The organism is Pedobacter sp. 22163, assembly GCF_052045595.1.
In the GTDB taxonomy this organism is placed as follows: domain Bacteria; phylum Bacteroidota; class Bacteroidia; order Sphingobacteriales; family Sphingobacteriaceae; genus Pedobacter.
In genome coordinates, this window is sequence record NZ_JBQEPM010000005.1 from 205488 (window position 1) to 225094 (window position 19607).

16 protein-coding genes and 1 tRNA gene are annotated in these 19607 nt (G+C 39.2%); 13 read left to right on the forward strand and 4 right to left on the reverse strand.

Annotated elements, in window-relative coordinates:
• The first annotated feature begins 9 nt into the window (after positions 1-9).
• The 4 genes from ACTJKN_RS14810 to ACTJKN_RS14825 all read left to right on the forward strand — a co-directional run bounded on the left by ACTJKN_RS14810 (position 10) and on the right by ACTJKN_RS14825 (position 4448).
• A complete protein-coding gene (locus tag ACTJKN_RS14810; protein ID WP_440826125.1) occupies positions 10-483 on the forward strand; it encodes a TspO/MBR family protein in 474 nt (157 codons plus the stop codon).
• 49 nt (positions 484-532) lie between these two features.
• Entirely contained in the window at positions 533-2830 is a 2298-nt protein-coding gene (locus tag ACTJKN_RS14815; RefSeq protein WP_440826126.1) for a patatin-like phospholipase family protein, read from the forward strand.
• Positions 2827-3357: a hypothetical protein gene (locus ACTJKN_RS14820; protein WP_440826128.1), complete on the forward strand. Its 531-nt coding sequence runs from the start codon at positions 2827-2829 to the stop codon at positions 3355-3357. The genes ACTJKN_RS14815 and ACTJKN_RS14820 overlap by 4 nt, the downstream gene beginning before the upstream one ends.
• A 521-nt stretch (positions 3358-3878) precedes the next feature.
• On the forward strand, positions 3879-4448 hold the full coding sequence (locus ACTJKN_RS14825) for a 2'-5' RNA ligase family protein (protein WP_440826130.1): 570 nt from the start codon (positions 3879-3881) through the stop codon (positions 4446-4448).
• A 1-nt stretch (position 4449) separates the two neighbouring features.
• On the opposite strand, the gene tamL is transcribed toward ACTJKN_RS14825, so the two are convergent.
• Positions 4450-6876: a translocation and assembly module lipoprotein TamL gene (gene tamL, locus ACTJKN_RS14830; protein WP_440826133.1), complete on the reverse strand. Its 2427-nt coding sequence runs from the start codon at positions 6874-6876 to the stop codon at positions 4450-4452.
• Between tamL and ACTJKN_RS14835 the strand changes: the two genes are divergently transcribed.
• The 4 genes from ACTJKN_RS14835 (at position 6867) to ACTJKN_RS14850 (ending at position 8734) form a co-directional block, all read left to right on the forward strand.
• Complete coding sequence (locus ACTJKN_RS14835; protein WP_440826135.1) at positions 6867-7613, forward strand: TrmH family RNA methyltransferase; 747 nt, start codon at positions 6867-6869, stop codon at positions 7611-7613. The two genes, tamL and ACTJKN_RS14835, sit on opposite strands and share 10 nt — an antisense overlap.
• Before the next feature lie 59 nt (positions 7614-7672).
• A tRNA-Cys gene (locus ACTJKN_RS14840) sits at positions 7673-7746 on the forward strand.
• A 34-nt stretch (positions 7747-7780) separates the two neighbouring features.
• Positions 7781-7951 carry a hypothetical protein gene (locus ACTJKN_RS14845; protein WP_029275070.1) on the forward strand — a complete coding sequence of 57 codons (171 nt, stop codon included), beginning with the start codon at positions 7781-7783 and terminating at the stop codon, positions 7949-7951.
• Positions 7952-8068: 117 nt separating this feature from the next.
• Positions 8069-8734 (forward strand): DNA alkylation repair protein, encoded by a 666-nt coding sequence (locus ACTJKN_RS14850; protein WP_440826138.1) that lies wholly within the window; start codon positions 8069-8071, stop codon positions 8732-8734.
• Positions 8735-9041: 307 nt separating this feature from the next.
• Here the strand turns inward: ACTJKN_RS14850 and ACTJKN_RS14855 are convergent, their stop codons facing one another.
• The 3 genes from ACTJKN_RS14855 to ACTJKN_RS14865 all read right to left on the reverse strand — a co-directional run bounded on the left by ACTJKN_RS14855 (position 9042) and on the right by ACTJKN_RS14865 (position 11337).
• Positions 9042-10070, reverse strand: a complete 1029-nt coding sequence (locus tag ACTJKN_RS14855; protein ID WP_057933574.1) for a quinone-dependent dihydroorotate dehydrogenase — start codon at positions 10068-10070, stop codon at positions 9042-9044.
• Positions 10071-10201: 131 nt separating this feature from the next.
• Positions 10202-10852, reverse strand: a complete 651-nt coding sequence (locus ACTJKN_RS14860) for an NAD(P)-dependent oxidoreductase (RefSeq protein WP_440826140.1) — start codon at positions 10850-10852, stop codon at positions 10202-10204.
• Positions 10853-10926: 74 nt separating this feature from the next.
• Positions 10927-11337: an Rrf2 family transcriptional regulator gene (locus tag ACTJKN_RS14865; protein WP_440826142.1), complete on the reverse strand. Its 411-nt coding sequence runs from the start codon at positions 11335-11337 to the stop codon at positions 10927-10929.
• Between the two features lie 345 nt (positions 11338-11682).
• On the opposite strand from ACTJKN_RS14865, the gene ACTJKN_RS14870 reads away from it, so the two are divergent.
• The 5 genes from ACTJKN_RS14870 to ACTJKN_RS14890 all read left to right on the forward strand — a co-directional run bounded on the left by ACTJKN_RS14870 (position 11683) and on the right by ACTJKN_RS14890 (position 19605).
• On the forward strand, positions 11683-13590 hold the full coding sequence (locus ACTJKN_RS14870) for an ABC-F family ATP-binding cassette domain-containing protein (protein WP_440826144.1): 1908 nt from the start codon (positions 11683-11685) through the stop codon (positions 13588-13590).
• A gap of 877 nt (positions 13591-14467) precedes the next feature.
• Positions 14468-15745, forward strand: a complete 1278-nt coding sequence (locus ACTJKN_RS14875) for a DUF5103 domain-containing protein (RefSeq protein WP_440826146.1) — start codon at positions 14468-14470, stop codon at positions 15743-15745.
• A 534-nt stretch (positions 15746-16279) separates the two neighbouring features.
• A complete protein-coding gene (locus ACTJKN_RS14880) occupies positions 16280-17245 on the forward strand; it encodes a formylglycine-generating enzyme family protein (RefSeq protein WP_440826148.1) in 966 nt (321 codons plus the stop codon).
• A 34-nt stretch (positions 17246-17279) separates the two neighbouring features.
• On the forward strand, positions 17280-18599 hold the full coding sequence (locus tag ACTJKN_RS14885) for a Gfo/Idh/MocA family oxidoreductase (protein ID WP_440826150.1): 1320 nt from the start codon (positions 17280-17282) through the stop codon (positions 18597-18599).
• Between the two features lie 10 nt (positions 18600-18609).
• On the forward strand, positions 18610-19605 hold the full coding sequence (locus ACTJKN_RS14890; RefSeq protein WP_440826151.1) for an FAD:protein FMN transferase: 996 nt from the start codon (positions 18610-18612) through the stop codon (positions 19603-19605).
• Positions 19606-19607 lie beyond the last annotated feature (2 nt).

The following is a 19607-nucleotide window of genomic DNA, read 5'->3' on the forward strand; positions in this document are numbered from 1 at the left end:
ATTTAGCGCATGAAATTTAAACCTTTAGCTTTTATTGTTAATATAGCCATCACACTGGGTGTTGGTGCTTTAGGCGGGTGGGCAACCGCTCAATCGGTTAAAACCTGGTACCCAACGTTAAACAAACCATCCTTTAATCCACCAAACTGGCTTTTTGCACCTGTTTGGACTACACTGTATATACTTATTGGTATTGCGGCTTATCTGGTATGGATTAGACGCGATAAAATTGTTCATTTCCCGCGAACAGTTGCCATTTATTTAATCCAGTTAATTTTAAATTTGGGTTGGTCGTTTATTTTCTTTTATCTGCGCGAGGTAGGTTTTGCCCTGGCAGAAATTATTTTACTGTTGATCATCATTGTCATCAATGCATCTATGTTCTATAAAATAAACAAATGGGCGGGTTTAATATTTATCCCCTACATTATTTGGGTAAGTTTTGCATCATTTTTAACATACAACATTTTCATATTGAACTAATTTTAAAAGAAAACCCCTATTTTTAAGGGTGGTAACTTTTAAAAGATTTTTGCTGATTCTCTTCGTTCTGTACTGTAACCAATTGCAGGCGCAAAAGGTAGGTCTTGTGTTTAGCGGTGGCGGTGCAAAAGGATTGGCGCACATTGGCACATTAAAGGCATTGGAAGAAAACCACATCCCTATCGATTACATTACAGGCACATCGATGGGTGGCATAGTTGGCGCCATGTATGCCGCAGGTTATAGCCCTGCGGAGATAGAAAAAATTGCACGAAGCAACGACTTCCAAAACTGGGTAAATGGGCGGTACACCAGCGATTACACCTTTTTCTTTCAGAAAAATGCGCCCAATGCCTCTATGCTTACCGCAAAAGTGGCAATTGATACAGGTTTTCATTTTAGCTTCCGTTCTAACCTCATTAACGATATTCCATTAAATTTTGCCTTTCTTGAGCTTTTCGCCCAGGCTTCAGCTGTTTCTAAAGACAATTTTGATAATCTTTTTGTTCCCTATCGGTGTATGGTTGCAGATGTACTTTCGCAAAAAAGTATCACGGTAAGCAAAGGAAGTTTAGCAGAAGCAGTAAGGGCAACCATGACGGTTCCGATTATTTACCGGCCCATTAAACTAGATGGAAAATACGTTTTTGATGGAGGTCTGTACAATAATTTCCCTGCCGATGTAATGGAAAGAGACTTTAAACCTGATTATGTGATCGGCGCCAATGTTTCTTCAAAAACCTATAACGAATACCCCAAAAACATCGATGATCGTTTAATGAACCGCTTTTTGGTATACATGTTTCTATCCAAATCAGATTCTACCATGATCGGAAAAAATGGCGTATACATCCAGCCCAATCTGGCTACTTATAGCGTAACCAATTTTGCTCCTGTAGAAGAGCTGATTAAAAAAGGCTATGATGCAACAATAGCCGATATGCCAAGGATTAAAGCCTTAATCAGCAAAAGAGTGAGCAATGAAGAACTGGCACAAAGAAGGGAAAAATTTAATGCGAAAAAGCCAGATTTAAAGTTCAGCAATATCATCGTAACCGGTGTAAACAGTCAGCAGAAAAAATACGTAGAAAGACTTTTCAAAAGCGATAAAGTTACTTTTAACCTGCAAGATATTAAACGTGGGTATTATAAACTGGTTGCCGACCAAACTTTCGAAACCGTATATCCTAAAATTTCTTATCAGGCAGCAACAGACAGTTATACTTTTGAGGTGGTGGCACAGCCGAAAAAGAGCTTCAAACTCGAATTGGGCGGCAATATATCCACAAGGCCCATCAGCAATGTTTTTTTAGGTGCCCAGTACAATTACCTCAACCGAAAATCGTATACTTTTGGAACCAGCTTTTACTCTGGCCGCTTTTACGAATCGGTACAGGTTAATGGCCGGGTAGATTATCCAACCAGACTACCTTTGTTTCTGGCGGCGGAATTAACCTATAATCACTGGAATTTTTATAATACCAGCCAGATATTTATCGAAAACCCACGCCCCATTTACATCGAGCAATCTGACCGTAAGATTGACCTAATGATGGGAATGCCTTTAAATTATAACACCAAAATCGTTCTTCATTCTACTTTTATAAATAATAATGATCGCTATAGCCCAAACAATACCTTTGCGGTTGGCGATCTGCTTGATCAAACTATTTTTAATGGATTTAGGGGATCATTAAATCTCGAAAAAAATTCGTTAAACCGGAAACAGTATCCCAGCAGAGGTCAAAGCTTTTCGCTAAGTTTCAATTATACCACGGGCCGCGAAAACTATAATCCCGGCAATATTTTCCGCACCACTCCAGGTTTTGTTAAAATTCCGGGCAGCAGTCATTTGCGCCAATGGGGAAGCATAAAACTTACCCAGGAAAATTATTTTTTACACATCAAAAAATATACATTGGGCTATATTGTGGAAGGCGTTTTCTCTAACCAACCTTTATTTAGCAATTATTACGCTACGCTTTTAACTGCTCCGGCCTTTTATCCTTTGCAAGATAGCAGGTCATTATTTCTGGATAAATTCAGGGCCACTACCTATGCTGCCGGCGGAATAAAAAACATTTATAATGTTAAAAAAAATCTCGATTTTAGATTGGAAGGTTATTTATTTTTGCCACATAAAGAGTTTGAGCTGAATAATTTTCAGGACGTAGATTATGCTAAAGCCATCACAAAAATACGCTATGCAGGTACTGCAGGTTTAGTTTACCACTCACCGCTCGGCCCTGTAAGCTTAAGTTATAATTTATATAATGATGCAGTTAAAAGAAATGGTGTATTATTGCATATCGGTTATTTAATTTACAATAAACGTTCTATCGAATGAAACGAATCTTACTCTTGCTTTCGCTGTGTTTAACCGGGTTTTTCAGCCATGCACAAAACGCAGCAATCAATAATTTTCTGGTAAAAGAAAATTTGCTTAAAAATAATAAACTGGCCATAATAGCCGCCGATTCACTAAACAACCCCAACGAAAATATAAACGGAACCTACACCTTTAGTGTAAGTGGTTTTACACAGGTACTAAAATTTAACGATGGCATAGCCGTGCTGCCTTTACCAATCGATAAATCTACCTTCGTTTACATCAAACATCAAAACGACTCTGGTACGCATAGCAAACTGGTGTATGTGTATAAAAAAGATACCGATTTAAGTCCGTATGCCATAAATAGTTTATGGCTTTTCATCATTCCGATTATACTGGTAATTATTGCCTTTGCCTTCCGCAAACTGATCATATTTGTGGTCATTGTTTTTCTGGTATTTGTGTATTTTAACCACAGCAATGGCTTAAACCTTTCTACCTTTTTCGAAAGTATATTTGATGGGTTAAAAAACCTCGTCTGATTTTCCTAACTAAAATCGTCATTGCGAGGCACGAAGCAATCTTACTACTATGGGCTGAACTTCGCAAATAAATAAGACAATCCTAGCGATTGCTTTAAGATTATTCATTTTTGCCTTTGTTTTTAAAGGCATTCATGAGCTCACTTCGTTCGGTTATCTTCGTGCCTCGCAATGTCGGCAAGTTATTAAATTTGTTTTTTTAGAAAAGCAAGGCCTGTGGTGCTTCGGTTATACCAGTCCCGCCCTTTGCTTAATCCCGATAAAATTTAAATGATAAAAAAATCACTTTAAATCGGGATAACGCTGTCGCTCGGGTTTATTTCACCACCAATAGCAGCACATATTAAGCCCCCTAAACCCGATCGAAGCGAGATGCCGGTTATTTCAATCGGCAGAAGCGGGAGCGGGACTGCAATAAGCTAAAAGTTGCTGAATTTGCTTCACAAATAAATGTGGCCTCGATAGACAGCAGCAATTCCTATATTTTTTTGTTTTACTAAAATTTTTAGTAAATTTGATTCATGGAAAATCTATTTTTAGTATGTTTAGTTCCTCCTTTTTCTGTTGCAGAAGACATAGACGAGATTAGGACATACATTTCAGAGAAATTTAATGTGCATGAATCATTAAAACGGCCTGCCCATATTACCTTATACCCCCCGGTAAAACTATCAGCTTACGATGCAGAAAAAAGATTTTTTGAAGCTTTAGCAGATGCTTCTTTCAGTGAGCCATTTACACAGGTACTCCGAAACTTCAATTCATTTCTTGAGCATACCTTTTATCTCGATGTTGAACAAAATGAGGGCTTAATGAGCCTGGAAAAACAGATTACAAAAATATTACAACCTTTAAAACTGATAGAGAAAAAAGAAAAATTCAATCCACATTTAACTTTGGCGTTTAGAGATGTAAAACCACCCATTTTCAAACAGCTTTCTGCCGAATTTAAAGACCGGAAATTTAAACGCGAGTTCCAGGTTTCATCCTTTTCTGTTTACAAACACATGGATAAAAGATGGCAACCCTTTAAAGAATTTTCATTTAAAGATCCGAATACCAAACCTAAGGCACTAAGCCTTTTCGGTTAATTTAGAATGGCATACCAATACCAAAGTTGTACTGTAGAAAACGATAGGTATCAGGCCCGTGTGTGGCGTTATAGCTATTTTTAAAATCTCTGGCCCCAGATAAAAATTTGCTGATTACCCACTGGTCTGATCCGATAAACTGAGGATCTTTAAGTTTCAGTCCCACATCAAACCTGAAAACAAAATACTGAACATCGTACCTTAAACCAACCCCTGTACCAATAGCAATTTGCTTAGCCATTTTACTAAGCTTAAACACGGTCAATTCATCCAATTCAGGGTTTTCAAGTGTAATCGACTCTCCTCTGCGGATATTCCAGATATTTCCGGCGTCAACAAACGCTGCCCCTTTCAAAGTAGCCCCGAAAAATTTTCGGGCAACTGTAAACCGATATTCAAAATTAGTTTCTATCCGTAAAGTACCCAGTTGATCTAGCCCAAAAACAGCCTTCCGTACTTCATCGCTGGCAAGTACCTGTCTATTATAATTACCTGGACCAATGGTTCTGGCCTGCCAGGCCCTTAAGCCGTTAGATCCACCGGCAAAAAATTGCTTTTCGAAAGGAATACCCGTTAAAATTGAATTACCATAAGCGTAGGCTAATCCGGTGTTTAAACGGGCAATAAATTGCCTTTCGCCGCCCAAATGTTTATACCACCTAATATCTACCTCTGGCCTGGTATACTGGTTAAAAGGCAAACCCAATATCTTTGCAGGGTCGTTGTTTGCCGGATCATGCTTTGAACCTGTTAGCTTCGATATGCCTTGCAACATATTGCCTGCAATATCCATCCCCGCCCTTAAATAAACAAAAGTTCTCAGTTGGTTTAACTTATCTGCATTCAAGGTGTAGGTATATTTCATACCCAGCGTTAAATCTTTACGATCGAGTAGTGAAGAATAATAAAGGTTGTTAAAGCGGGTAATTGCATCCACTTTAGATGTATCAAGGTTACCAAAACGGTACTCGAAATTTAATGGGGTAAAGGAGTGCAGCTTAGATTTGGTTTCAAACCAATCGTAAGTAATGGAGTTGATGAAAATCCTTCTTACCGAAACATCTTTTTGTAAGGCATAAATGTAACTGGTTGCAAAAGTAGTGTGTGGCATTCCGTTGCCACCTAAAACAGGGTTATAGAAAGGGATCATCAATCTCGGTACCGAAATACTGGCACTGATTGAAAAATCGCGCTGATAAATATCACTAAAAACCTTGGCACCGTTACCTATACGCGATTGCAAACCACCTTTTACCTGGAGTTCGAATCGTTCTGCCCCTCTAAAAATATTGTTATTAGTATAGGTATTTCCGATGGTAAACCCAACGGTACCACCATTAAACGGAACCTCGCCCTCCACGCGGTTACTCATTACCTTTTGGGGGGTGAGCAAAATGATCGCATTGATTTTATTTGAGGTACTGTCCCTTCTGAAATAATCGATCTTTACGTTTTTGAAAACATTTAGCTCATATAAGCGGTCGTAAGTGAGGTTTTCGTTCCGGATATCATAAAGGTCACCTTGCTTCAGAAAATCGTAACGAACGATCGGATTACGCCTGTAACGCTTAGAGAAATCGGTATAAATAATTCCGTTCAACGTATCTTTGCTCAATTTATACCTTGCCGAATCGGGCAAGCCATCAGGATTTGGCGCAATTAACAAATGCGTATAACCAATATAAAACTGCTTATGTGGCCCATTTGCAGGATCTGTTACATTAAGATTCAGATCCATTTTGTTAGTTTTAGAGCTTGCTTCGGCACCGTATACATCAAAATTTACATAAGGTCTTAAGAAATAGAAGTATCCATTTTCTTTCATAATCCGATAAATCTGCTCCCTTTCATAAGTTAAAGAGTCTTCATCGTACTGCATTCCCTTGTGTAAATGTGTTATTTTAGCCTTATTCGATTCGTAAAGGTTTCTAATATTTGCATTTGGTATCGAATCAGAAAGTTTTTCAATAAAATAAGCAGGCCCAGGTTTGGCGCTGAATACAATTTCGGCCTTTTTATCTGCAATCTTGATGGCAGAAGTTACTTCGGCCTGGCGGTAGCCCTTGCTTTTTAAAAACTTTTGTATCTGTGTTCTGGAAATCTCGACCAATGTACTATCTAAGATAGCAGGTGGCGTACCGAATGGTTTAATATCACTGGTTTTATACCGACCGTCTTTTGTATTGAACAAATTGTACAAAGGCACATTGATACTCAGCTTAGATGCCGGCCTGATATCTTTCTGAACATAATTGTAAGCCTGTTCTTCAAATTTAGCATCAACGCTATCAATAGTAACCTTTTTCACTATCGATTGATAGTCGGCAATGTATTTAGTTGATGAGCAGGCCTGAATTAAAACAATAATAAATAGTAATATTGCAGTGCTTTTCAGTTTAATATTTATTGAGTTTTGGTATGCTTTCAAAATCACAGATTAGTTTTATAAAGTCGTTACATCAAAAAAAATACCGTAAAGAACATGGTTTATTTATTGTTGAAGGTATAAAATCCATAAAAGAATTTTTTCAGTCAAGCTACCAGATCCATACTATATTTTACAACAGCGAACAATACAATTTGTTACCCAAATTGCCTGCAAATATAAACTTATTTGAAGTAAAGAACGCCGAATTAGATAAGATTAGTGCGCTGCAAACGCCACAAGGCTTTTTAGCGCTCATTCATATCCCAAAAAACAGAGAATTAGCGCTAACAGCGCTAAAAAATCAATTCACTTTGGTTTTAGATGGCGTTCAGGATCCAGGTAATATGGGTACCATTATCAGAACGGCAGATTGGTTTGGCTTTAAAAACATCATCTGCTCTGCCGACTGTGTAGAAGTATTCAATCCTAAGACTGTACAGGCCACAATGGGTTCTTTGGCGCGGGTAAATATTTACGAAGCAGATCTGCCAGCCTTGCTAGCGGAAAATACCATCCCTGTATTTGGGGCGTTGTTAGATGGCGAATCGATTTACAAAACGCAATGGGGAGCTGAAGGATTGGTGATTTTGGGCAATGAAGGAAAGGGAATATCGGCAGAAGTGATCAAAAAAATAAATAAACCGGTAACCATTCCGAGAATTGGTGAGGCCGAATCGTTAAACGTGGCAGTAAGTGCGGCAATCTTTTGTGCTGAGTTAGTGCGAGTTCGAAATTAAATTGAGATATTATTTGCGGGCTAACTATTAATTGCTATTTTTGCAGCCTTGAATTTAAGGGTCGAGTGGCCGAGTGGCTAGGCAGAGGTCTGCAAAACCTTCTACAGCGGTTCGAATCCGCTCTCGACCTCCATTTGTACAAATAAAATAATTAAAAGGTTATTACCATGGCAGTTACCAGATTAAAAAGAAAAGACAGAAGAAATAAAAATACAGCTCACCAAGAGGTAGCATTTTTAAAGAGAGCAACTAACATCGAGTTAGGAAGCCGCTCTGCACAACCTAAAAACGATCAATTAGCTAAAAACAATGCTGTTTTAGCTGCTTTGGCAAAATAGTTTTTAGAAATTTCTTCTTAAAGAATTTAAAGCATCCTTCTGATCAAAGGATGCTTTTTTTTATGCCTTAAAAAATCTGGATAATCTTTAAATTTGGAAACAGCGAAAGGTAAAACCATGAATCTTACAGAAACTCTTTCAAAACTAGAATCGCTCGGCGAGGAGAAAGTCCGCGCCATGCACATTAAGAACGGCGCCAGAGAAAATATTTTTGGCGTTAAAATGGGCGACATCAGGGCAATAGCCAAAAAGATCAAAACCGATCATGAGCTTGCACTTCAGCTCTGGGAAACTGAAAACATTGACGCCCGACTGCTGGCCATCTTAATCCTTAAACCAAAAGCACTATCTGCAGAACAGATTGAGCAAATGGTAGCTTCAGAAAATTTTACCTGGGCAGCTGATTGGTTTTACAATTACATTGTTAAAGAATATCCTGATAAGGAGCAATTCAGGGAAAAGTGGATGAATTCGGGAAATATTATGCTGGCCCGCGCAGGCTGGAGCTTAACCAGCGGACGTATAACCAGGGCACCTGAAGGAATAGACATCCCAGCAATTCTTGATCGGATTGAAAAAGAAATGCCTAAAGCAGCACCAGAAATCCAATGGACGATGAATACCGCATTGGCCCAAATTGGCATTAACCACCCTGATTATAGAGTAAGAGCCTTAGCCATAGGTGAAAAACTTGGCATTTATCGCGATTACCCGGTTTCTAAAGGCTGTACTTCTCCATTTGCACCAATCTGGATTAATGAAATGGTAAGCCGGCAGAAGTAGTTCTTTAACCCGTAATGCAATATACTTTCGATTAGTAAAGGTCTTCAGCAGCTATCAATGAACAGATTTTAAAAATCGGCGTCATCTCGACCGGAGCAACGCGTAGTGGAGAGATCTTTTGTTAATTTATATTTTTTAGTGCACATTCATTAAGGAGGTCGTCATGCTGAACTTGTTTTACAAGTATAAATAGTGTTTTCAACTGTCTTGTAGCTACTACGTGGTCAGCATCTTTCCTGCAAGATAGACCCTGAAATAAATTACCTTCGGTGAGCTCGCTAAGGCTCGGTTCAGGGTGATGACTCTATTAAACCAGCTCTTTACAGATGCTTTTGATCAACCCTGGTCCCTCATAGATAAAACCAGTATACAATTGAACCAAACATGCACCCGCATCTAATTTCTCTTTTGCATCTTTTGCCGAATGAATACCACCTACCCCGATAATTGGAAATGCTTTGTTCGATTTCTCCGAAAGATAACGAATTACTTCAGTGGAGCGCTCTTTAACAGGCTTACCGCTTAAACCACCGGTTTGCGTAGTCAGGTCTTTCTCAGTAGCCAGATTTTCCCTGCTAATGGTTGTATTGGTGGCAATAATGCCAGCAATTTTGGTTTCTGCAACAATCTCGATAATATCGTCCAGTTGCGCATCAGTTAAATCGGGAGCAATCTTCAATAAAATCGGACGTGAAATATCGTTTTTACGATTTCGCTGCTGTAAGGTATTGAGGATTTTTTTTAACGGTTCTTTTTCCTGAAGCTCGCGCAAACCCGGAGTATTGGGCGAACTTACATTCACCACAAAATAATCGACCACATCAAAAAGACGGTCGAAACATTTAATATAATCGTTTACTGCATCTTCATTTGGAGTAGCCTTGTTTTTACCGATGTTTCCACCAACCACAATATCGGGATGTTTATCTTTTAGCAAACGCAAACGCTCAGCCATTACATCTACACCCTTATTGTTAAAGCCCATCCGGTTAATTAAAGCTTCATCGTTAGGTAAACGGAACATACGGGGTTTATCATTTCCGGGCTGTGGCATTGGCGTTACCGTACCCACTTCGATAAATCCGAAACCCAAATTGCTAAGCGGCTCTACATATTCTCCATTTTTATCAAATCCGGCGGCCAAACCAACAGGATTTCTGAATTTTATGCCAAAAACCTCACGTTCTAGACCTTTAATGTGTACATCAAAGCTGCTACGGATAATGGTTTTACCAAGTGGAAATTTATCGTTAAACCATTTTAACCGCTTCACGACAAAATAATGTACGTTTTCAGGGTCAAATTTGAAGAATATTGGTTTAATAAGGCGATACATGGCACGAAGATAAGAACTTAATGGGAAAAAGGAAAATAGAGCAGTTATCAGTTAATAATTTTCAGTTACCACTGAACTAATGACCAATGAACCATCCAACTACACCATCATCCATTTTCCCACTTCCATTGTTAATATGCCGCTGTAAACTGCTCCTGGTGGTGTACATTATTCTCCAGCTCATCGGCAATAACAATTGCTAAATCTTCTACTGATAAGATGGAACGGCCTTCTTCATTAAAAACCGGACTTGTTTTACCCAAGCGGTATTTCCCGGTACGGCCAGTGGTGATGCCTTGATGCATCTCAATTGCCGGACTAAAAAATAACCAATCTAATTCTTGCTCCTGTTTTAGTGTATTGAAATAATCTCTTACTGCTGTTGCACCTGGCTTATATTCAGCAGGGAAGTTCGGCCCATCTACAATTTGGTGACCATCAATCTGCAAAGTACCTGCTCCACCTATAAAAATATAACGTTTAACGCCCGAAGCTTTTACTGCAGCCTGAATAGCCTCTGCTCCCTGTACCGTATCGTTATATAAATTCGGATTGGTCCAACCTGCGTTAAAAGCGCTCACCACTGCGTCGGCACCTTTTAAAACCGCTGCTAATTTTTCAGTATTTAAAACATCGACTGCGATTTTACTTACTTTATCATTGTTATTTTCAATTTTAGCGGTATCGCGTGCAATGGCAATCACTTCATTTCCACGACTTACCAATTCGTTTAAAATGGCTTTGCCTACAAATCCAGAGGCTCCAATTAATGCTACTTTCATGTTATTTAATTTTTAAAATTTATTAATCCAATATAAATTGTAATATTTTTTATTACAGTTATGCTCAAAATTTTTTATTTAAAACCTGCACTAAAATCTTTTAATGTTTTAGATGAAAGGTTCTTCACCAAAGCGGTTTCGGCTTCATCATATAAATCGTTTAGGTGTTTGGTAATCTGTCTGCCTACCGGGCAATCGGGATTAGGTTCATTTTTGCTTTCGCCCAACAGGCTTTTTTGCTTAACCGCCCTATAAACATCGCCCAGGTTAATGTCGGCAGAATTTTTCGCCAATGTAGAACCCCCACCCTTTCCTTCCTTGCTCTGCACAAAACCATGTTTATGTAGGTTGGCCAATTCTTTTCTTACCAAAACAGGATTACAGTTGATGCTTCCGGCAATATATTCAGAATTCAATAGCTGTCCCTTCACCTGATCGAGGAGCGTAAGGATGTGAAGCGATATAGAAAAATGACTGTTGTTCATACTGTAACTATTTTCATTACAGAACAAAGGTATGATAATTTTTATATACCATAAAAATTTAACATCATTTAACCCTGTACTGACAATTGTAATGCGTTACCGCTTTATAGATCACTAAAATTTGAGGATATAGAGCAGATAGGCGTTGTATCGGGTATCAATTTAAAAAAGTAATAATTACTAAACAGGCACTTAAAAGCTTTTGTTTTTGCAAAAACAGATTTTCAAGGTTACTACGATACCAATTAGCAAGTATTGCTTTCCTAACTAATTAATGTTGTTGGCTAATCCTATTTGACTTTCCAGCTGGAAAAAGCCTTTAAATTTCGTACTTTTGCAGCCGAAATGATTTCAATAAATAATTTAACCTTCCTGATTGGCTCAAGGGCCTTGTACGATGACGCGAACTGGCACATTAAACCCGGCGACAGAGCTGGTTTAATCGGTGCCAATGGAACAGGAAAATCAACACTTTTAAAAATAATTGTAGGCGAATATGCACCGAGTTCGGGTACTGTTTCCATGTCTAAAGACCTGAAAATTGGCTACCTAAACCAGGATTTACTTTCTTACGATTCGCACCATAGCATTTTGCATGTGGCCATGGAAGCTTTTGAACGCCAAAACCAATTGCACGATGAGATTGAAGAACTGCTTAAAAAAATCGAAACGGATTATAGCGAAGAGGTTTTATTTAAATTAAGCGATAAACAGCAAGAGTTTGAAGCTTTAGATGGCTATAACATCGAATACAGGGCAAACGAAATTTTAGCTGGTTTAGGTTTTAGTACAGCAGACCAATTGCGCCCTTTAAATACCTTCTCCGGGGGTTGGCGTATGCGTGTAATGCTGGCTAAAATATTACTGCAAACGCCTGATATCCTATTACTGGATGAGCCTACCAACCACATGGATTTACCTTCCATTAAATGGTTGGAAAACTATTTAATGGGTTTTGAAGGTGCCATTGTAATCGTATCTCACGATAGGTACTTCTTAGATAAGATTGTAAACCGTACTGTCGAATCGCGCAAAGGGAAATTAACCGTATATGCGGGTAACTACAGCTTCTATGTTGAAGAAAAAGCCTTACGTGGCGAAATCCAAAAGGGCGAATTTAAAAACCAGCAAGCCAAAATAAAGCAGGAAGAACGTTTAATTGAGCGTTTTAAAGCGAAGGCGAGCAAGGCTAAAATGGCACAATCGCGCATGAAAGCTTTAGATAAGATGGAGCGTATTGATGATGTAGATGATGATAATCCGACCGTAAACTTCGCTTTCAAATTTTCTAAACCATCGGGCAGGCACGTGGTGCGGATAGAGCATGCCAATAAGAGCTATCCAAATGTGCACATTTTAGATGACGCTGAAGGTGTAATTGAAAAAGGCGATAAAATTGCCTTGATCGGTGCAAACGGTAAGGGTAAATCTACTTTATTGAGAATGATTGCCGGAACCGAAAAATTTGAAGGTTTCTGCGAAACCGGTCATAATGTTACCACTACTTTCTTTGCGCAGCATCAATTAGAATCACTGCATTTAGATAATTCGATTTTAGAAGAATTACAGGCATTTGCCCCAAAACATAGCGATACCGAATTACGTAGTATTTTAGGCTGTTTCCTTTTTACCGGCGACGATGTTTTCAAAAAAATCAAAGTGCTTTCGGGAGGAGAGAAATCGCGTGTGGCCCTGGCCAAATCATTAACAACAGATTCAAATTTCCTGATTCTGGATGAGCCTACCAACCACCTGGACATTCAATCGGTTAACATCCTAATCCAGGCTTTAGATCAGTTTGAAGGTACTTTTATTGCCGTATCCCACGATAGGTATTTCTTAGATAACGTAGCCAACAAAATCTGGTTTATCGAAGGCGGAAAAATTAAACAATACCCTGGTACTTATGCCGAATATGAAGAATGGAATAGCAAAAGAATAATTCCTGTAGCTAAACCTATTCCGATTAAAATGCCAGAGAAACAAAAGGAGCAGCCAAAAGTTGTTACGCCAAATACGGCCAACCAATTAAAAAAGCTGAACGACGAACTGCAGAAAACAGAAAAGCTGATTACCGAACTGGAGCAGAACGTTAAAAATATTGAAGCAGAATTGGCTGATGAGCATGTTTACGCCAAAGCCGATAAACTGGCAGAAGCGAACAAACGTTATTTAGCAACTAAACAGGAGTTAGACGCCAGCCAAAATAAATGGGAAAGTTTAGCTGCTGAGATTATGGAACTGGAAGGATAGTTTTAGCCCTCTATTAAAGCATATTAAGGCCACAGAAATTTCTGTGGCTTTTTTGTTGCCACGGAAGCGCAGAAACACGGATAACAACATTTAAGACTATGTCATGCTGAGGCACGAAGCATCTGCAACCTAAGTGTGCTGACGGATGTTACCATCTGGCTTTGTTTATTGAATTCATCATTTAGTGCCAGATAGCAATATCTGACACCACAAAAAGATTTCTCGACTGCGTCTATCGTGTGGACACATCTCTTTGAGGTTGATTCTTTAGGCGTTTTGCCAACTTCCTCGAATAACACACTGTTATAACCGAAGAACGCCGTCAATCCCAAGGGCCCGGGAAATCAAAAAAACAGGTGCAGGAAAGAAAAAATAGCATTTTCAAACCTAAAACGCAGTGGTTTTGTGTTCATAAAGCTAATTTAAAGTTTTAAGAAATATTGAACACAAAACGAAGTGCCGCTGTTTTTTTGATGTGAGCAGGGTTGTGTAAAAGGCCCATTGCTGGATTGACAGAGCGCTTTGGGTACTTTGGCGCTCCAAAGTACCATGCCACCGCGGCATAGAGCGGAAAGACAATGTTTGCTTAATTAATGTTTTTTCGAAATAAATGCCTTTTTGTAGCTGGAAAGATGCTGATCCCGAACATTCGGGACAGCATGACGACCGCCTTAATGAAATATACTAAAAAAACAAATATAGAGTTAACAAAAGATGTGTCCACACGATAGGCCTGCGCGGGAATGACGATCGTGCTAATAGAATCTTCGATGTTAAGCTTGACGAGGCACGGGAATCTTCCGTGTTCATCCGTGCTTCCGTGGCAACCATACACAATTCGGTTTTGCCACTTCCCAATAAAACTTTACTTTTAGCCATGCAGAAAATATTAATTCCGGTTTTATTTTTCATTTCTACCCTGGCCTTTGCGCAAAACGACAAAACGTTTACCAATGGGAATAAAATTTATCTTCCAAATATTAAAACTGTACTTTGCTATAACAGTAATAAAGAGCAGAGCCTACCTGTAATTATGCTCAATTCTTCAGAAACGATAACTTTTTCGTTCGACGATTTACTTGCAGGCACCAAAAACTACTGGTATACCATAGAGCATTGCACCGCAGAATGGGAAACTTCTAAAATTTCGAGCATCGATTATTTGGGTAGTTTTAACGACGACCGCATCATCAATTACCGCTACTCTTCCAACACCACAAGAAAATACACTCATTACGAAATCAGTTTACCCAATACCCAAATCCAGCCAAAAATTGGGGGTAATTATGTGCTAAAAGTTTATTTAGACGGTGATAAAAACCAACCTGTTATTTCGCAACGCTTCTACATTCTCGATAGTCAGGTTGCCGTAGCGGCAGAAGTAAACAATTCCATGCAGGTTGAAAACAGAAACTACAAACAAAAAATCAATTTCACCATTAACCATACTTTTCCCATCCCTAACCCCTACCAGGATATAAAAGCAGTCGTGATGCAAAATTTTAATGCCAATACTATCCAGGTTAATACTAAACCATCTTTTGTAAGGCCAAACCAATTGGTTTATAACGACCTCAATACGAATGATTTTTGGGGAGACAACGAATTTAGAAAATTTGATACGAGGAGTTTGCGTTACAAGGCTGATAATGTTAAAGATATTTATCGCGATAATCAATCCGTAAATGTGATGCTTTTTCAGGATGCACCCAGAACTGTTGGTGCATTTGCCAATCAGTATGATGAAAATGGAAACTTTTTTATCCGCAATACCGACGGACGCGACGATAAAACAGAAGCAGAGTACATGAGTGTTTTATTTACATTAAATGCTCCGGCACCCAGCCCGAATGGCGATGCTTATGTTGTTGGCCGGTTTAACAATTATACCATGAGCAATGAAAATAAACTGCTCTATGATGCCAACAGGAAACAGTTTTATGGGAACGTTATACTTAAACAGGGCCTATACGATTACGAGTTTGCCTGGTTTAATAAAGACACCAAGACAATGGAAACCAAACCTTTCGAAGGTGCATTCTTCCAGACCGAAAACAGCTATCAGATCTTCGTTTATTATCGCCGTCCCGGTGCACGATGGGATACATTGATTGGTTATACCAACCTCAGCAATAAGGTTACCGATAGAAGGTAAGTCAACTTGCAATTTATGATGCGTTAAAATGCAAAACAAACGGTATAAGGAATATAAGCTTAAATGACCTTATATTCCTTATGTGGTAAAAGACCTTTCGCCTATAACACTCTTTGACAATTGATTATAAAGTAATATCGATTTAAAAGATCTGCGCCAATTAGATCCTGAAACAAGTACCATTGACAGAATCTATAGAAAGGTCGTCATTGCGAGGAACGAAGCAATCTTAAAGCGCACGCTAGTAGCGATCGTTGTAAGATTGCTTCGTCGGCTGAAAAAGCCTTCTCGCAATGACGATTCCTCGTAGCCTATTACTCCAAAAAAGATCCTTTGTCATCTTTATTGATTTTTACAAAATAAATTATCCCTCAGGATGGCGACAACTTTAATTGTCAGTTTGACTTTTAATGTTACATTTCTTACCTTTATTGTTACATAAATTTTCTTTGTTTTAAATGCGGTTATTTACTTTAGCGTTTCAGAAAGTAAACAGATAAACACTTAGAAAACAAGTGTATCTAACCAAAAATTATGTTTAAAAAGTTAATTGCCGTAGCATTAATCGCCTATCCTTGTGCACAGATTTCAGCACAAACTTCTAGTGAATCGTACACACAATCCATTAATGGAACAAAATTAAAATTCGATATGCAGGCTATACCAGCAGGCAAATTTAAGATGGGAAGTAAAACAGGGAAACCTGATGAACAACCCGTTCATGAGGTTAAACTCGATGCTTTCTGGATTGGAAAACATGAAGTAACCTGGGATATTTTTGAACCCTTTCTTTATCGCGATTACGAAAAACAAGCCAGCATAAGTGCTATTCCAGCCGAGGTAGATGCCGTAACCAGACCTACAAAACCTTATCTAGATATGACTTTTGGCATGGGTAAAGAGCACCAGCCAGCGGTAGCAATGACACAATATAATGCCATCCAGTTTTGCAAATGGCTTTATGTGCGTACAGGTATTTTCTACCGTTTACCAACAGAAGCCGAATGGGAATATGCCTGTAAAGCAGGTACGGAAACCAATTATTCTTTTGGCAATGATGCAACCAAATTAGGAGATTATGCCTGGTATAAGGATAATAGCGACAATAAAACGCATCAGGTAGGGCAAAAAAAACCAAACGCCTGGGGATTATTTGATATGCATGGTAACGTGAGCGAATGGACTTACGACCAGTATATCGCTGATTTCTATAGCAAAAGCAAGGATAAAACTGCACAAAACCCTGTGGCAGTACCCGAAAAACTCTACCCAAATGTAGTTCGCGGTGGCTCTTATGATGAAACACCGAACAACCTGACATCAACAGTTAGGTTAGCGTCTGATCCATCATGGAAACAATTAGATCCACAGATCCCGAAAAGCAATTGGTGGTTCCCCGAAGCGCCATTTGTAGGCATGCGTTTAGTACGACCAGCTAAAACGCCATCAAAAGCCGAAATCGATGCTTATTACAATAAACAACCTATAAAAGACTTTTAACCGACACTATCTAACCAAAATAAAAACTAAACACATGAAAAAACCAATCAACCAACAAGATCGTCGCGATTTTTTAAAAGCTACTGCAATGCTCGCAGGCGGTGCAATGTTAAGCAGTATCCCATTGGCCGGCGCTTATGCTTCAGGATCAGACACGATTAAAATTGCCTTAATTGGCTGTGGCGACCGTGGAACAGGAGCCGCTTTCCAGGCCTTGAGCACTAAATTCAATATTAAACTGGTGGCTATGGCCGATGCTTTTCAGGATCGCCTAGACAGTAGTTACCAATCGCTAAGCGGAAAATTTGCAGCAAAAATGGATGTTCCAAAAGAACGCCAGTTTGTAGGTTTCGATGCTTATTTAAAAGCTATCCCACTAGCCGATGTAGTGCTATTAACAACTCCTCCAGGCTTCCGCCCGATCCATTTCGAAGAAGCGGTTAAACAGAACAAACAAGTTTTCATGGAGAAACCTGTTGCTGTAGATGCACCGGGCATTAGAAAGGTATTGGCCGCAGCCGAAGAAGCCAAAAAGAAAAAATTAAATGTTGTAGTAGGTTTACAGCGCCGTTACCAGACCAACTATCGCGAGTCGATGAAACGCATTAACGATGGTGCCATTGGCGATATCATGTCGGGCCAGGTATACTGGAACAGTGGTGGCGTTTGGGTACGTCCGCGTAAAGCAAACCAAACCGAAATGGAATACCAAATGAGAAACTGGTATTATTTCAACTGGTTATGCGGCGATCATATCGTTGAGCAACATGTACATAATATCGATATTGCCAACTGGATAAAAAACGGACATCCGGTTTCGGTACAGGGAACAGGTAGCCGTGCCTGGAGAACAGGAAAAGATTACGGAGAGATTTACGATAACCACTCTATAGAATTAACTTATGCAGATGGCGCCGTAATCCATAGCCAGTGCCGACATTTCGAAGGCATCAGTAACCGTGTGGATGAATCTTTTCAAGGTACCAAAGGCAAAATTTTTCTTTCAGGCAGCAATCAGGCCATTATGAAAGATTACAGTGGCAAAGAACTGTATAACCACAATACTAAAGGAAACGCAAATCCTTACCAAACAGAACACGACGAATTGTTCGATGCGGTTTCTAAGGGAGAATATAAATTCAGTAATGTAGACTATGCAGCAACCAGCACATTCTCTGCAATTATCGGTCGTTATGCTACTTACTCTGGTCAAACCATTAAATGGGATGAGGCTTTAGCTTCGAACATCAGTTTAATGCCAGAGCGTTTTGCATGGGATGCGAATCCAAGGTTAATGCCTGATGAAAAAGGACTATACCCTATCGCCATGCCCGGACAAGCAAAGGTGATCTAAAACTAAACTGATGCGTTATAGGTTTTTGCTTTTCCTTTTACCACTGATTTTTGCGTTCTCCTTGAAAAAAGAAGTGAGGCAATACAAAATCAATGGTTATGCGCAGGGAACCGATTATGCTATAATGTACTATGCCACTGATAGTTTAGCCACTAAGGCGGGTATAGATAGTTTATTAAACGAAATTGATTTATCGATGTCGCTTTACAAAAAGGGATCATTGATAAATCAATTTAATGCGGCTAAAAAAGAAATCAAAACCGACCGTTTTATAAATGATGTGCTCAAAAGGAGTTTCGACATCAATCGGGATACAAAAGGTGTTTTCGATATTACGGTTGCTCCATTGGTACAAGCCTGGGGTTTTGGGCCAAAAGAGGCTAAAAACGAGCCCGATCCAGCAGTCATTAAATCGATACTCGCCTGCGTGGGCATGAAAAACCTAAAATTAAAGAATGGTTTATTAAGCAAACTAAAGCCCTGCGTGCAGATCGATTTAAACGGAATTGCCCAGGGTTACAGCGTTGATTTAATTGCCGCTTATCTCGAAAAAAAAGGAATTAAGCAGTACGTGGCCGAACTGGGGGGCGAAATTCGGATTTCAGGACCTAAACCCAATGGCGAAACCATGAAGATCGGTATTGAAGGTCCGGATAAGGATGGGACTCCGGTAATCAGGCATATCGCCGCGATAAATTCAGGAGCAATCACCACCTCTGGTAACTATCGGAAATTTCACCAGAGCGGAAAGAAAAAGATTTCACACCTGATCGATCCCAAAACAGGTTATCCGCTGGATAATGAAATGATCAGCATAACAGTGTACGCTAATGATGCCATTACAGCCGATGGCTACGACAATGCCTTAATGGCCATGCACCTTAAAGATGCCATTGCCTTTGTAGAAAACAGAAAAAATCTCGAAGCTTATTTTGTGTACCATCAAAAAGATGGCAAAGTAGCTGATACCTTAACTACAGGGTTCAAAAAATTAATTACACACTAACA

Coding starts and splice junctions, on each gene's coding strand:
- ACTJKN_RS14810 (WP_440826125.1), top strand. CDS start 10: ATGAAATTTAAACCTTTAGCTTTTATTGTTAATATAGCCATCACACTG.
- ACTJKN_RS14820 (WP_440826128.1), top strand. CDS start 2,827: ATGAAACGAATCTTACTCTTGCTTTCGCTGTGTTTAACCGGGTTTTTC.
- ACTJKN_RS14825 (WP_440826130.1), top strand. CDS start 3,879: ATGGAAAATCTATTTTTAGTATGTTTAGTTCCTCCTTTTTCTGTTGCA.
- ACTJKN_RS14835 (WP_440826135.1), top strand. CDS start 6,867: ATGCTTTCAAAATCACAGATTAGTTTTATAAAGTCGTTACATCAAAAA.
- ACTJKN_RS14845 (WP_029275070.1), top strand. CDS start 7,781: ATGGCAGTTACCAGATTAAAAAGAAAAGACAGAAGAAATAAAAATACA.
- ACTJKN_RS14850 (WP_440826138.1), top strand. CDS start 8,069: ATGAATCTTACAGAAACTCTTTCAAAACTAGAATCGCTCGGCGAGGAG.
- ACTJKN_RS14855 (WP_057933574.1), bottom strand. CDS start 10,070: ATGTATCGCCTTATTAAACCAATATTCTTCAAATTTGACCCTGAAAAC.
- ACTJKN_RS14860 (WP_440826140.1), bottom strand. CDS start 10,852: ATGAAAGTAGCATTAATTGGAGCCTCTGGATTTGTAGGCAAAGCCATT.
- ACTJKN_RS14865 (WP_440826142.1), bottom strand. CDS start 11,337: ATGAACAACAGTCATTTTTCTATATCGCTTCACATCCTTACGCTCCTC.
- ACTJKN_RS14870 (WP_440826144.1), top strand. CDS start 11,683: ATGATTTCAATAAATAATTTAACCTTCCTGATTGGCTCAAGGGCCTTG.
- ACTJKN_RS14875 (WP_440826146.1), top strand. CDS start 14,468: ATGCAGAAAATATTAATTCCGGTTTTATTTTTCATTTCTACCCTGGCC.
- ACTJKN_RS14880 (WP_440826148.1), top strand. CDS start 16,280: ATGTTTAAAAAGTTAATTGCCGTAGCATTAATCGCCTATCCTTGTGCA.
- ACTJKN_RS14885 (WP_440826150.1), top strand. CDS start 17,280: ATGAAAAAACCAATCAACCAACAAGATCGTCGCGATTTTTTAAAAGCT.
- ACTJKN_RS14890 (WP_440826151.1), top strand. CDS start 18,610: ATGCGTTATAGGTTTTTGCTTTTCCTTTTACCACTGATTTTTGCGTTC.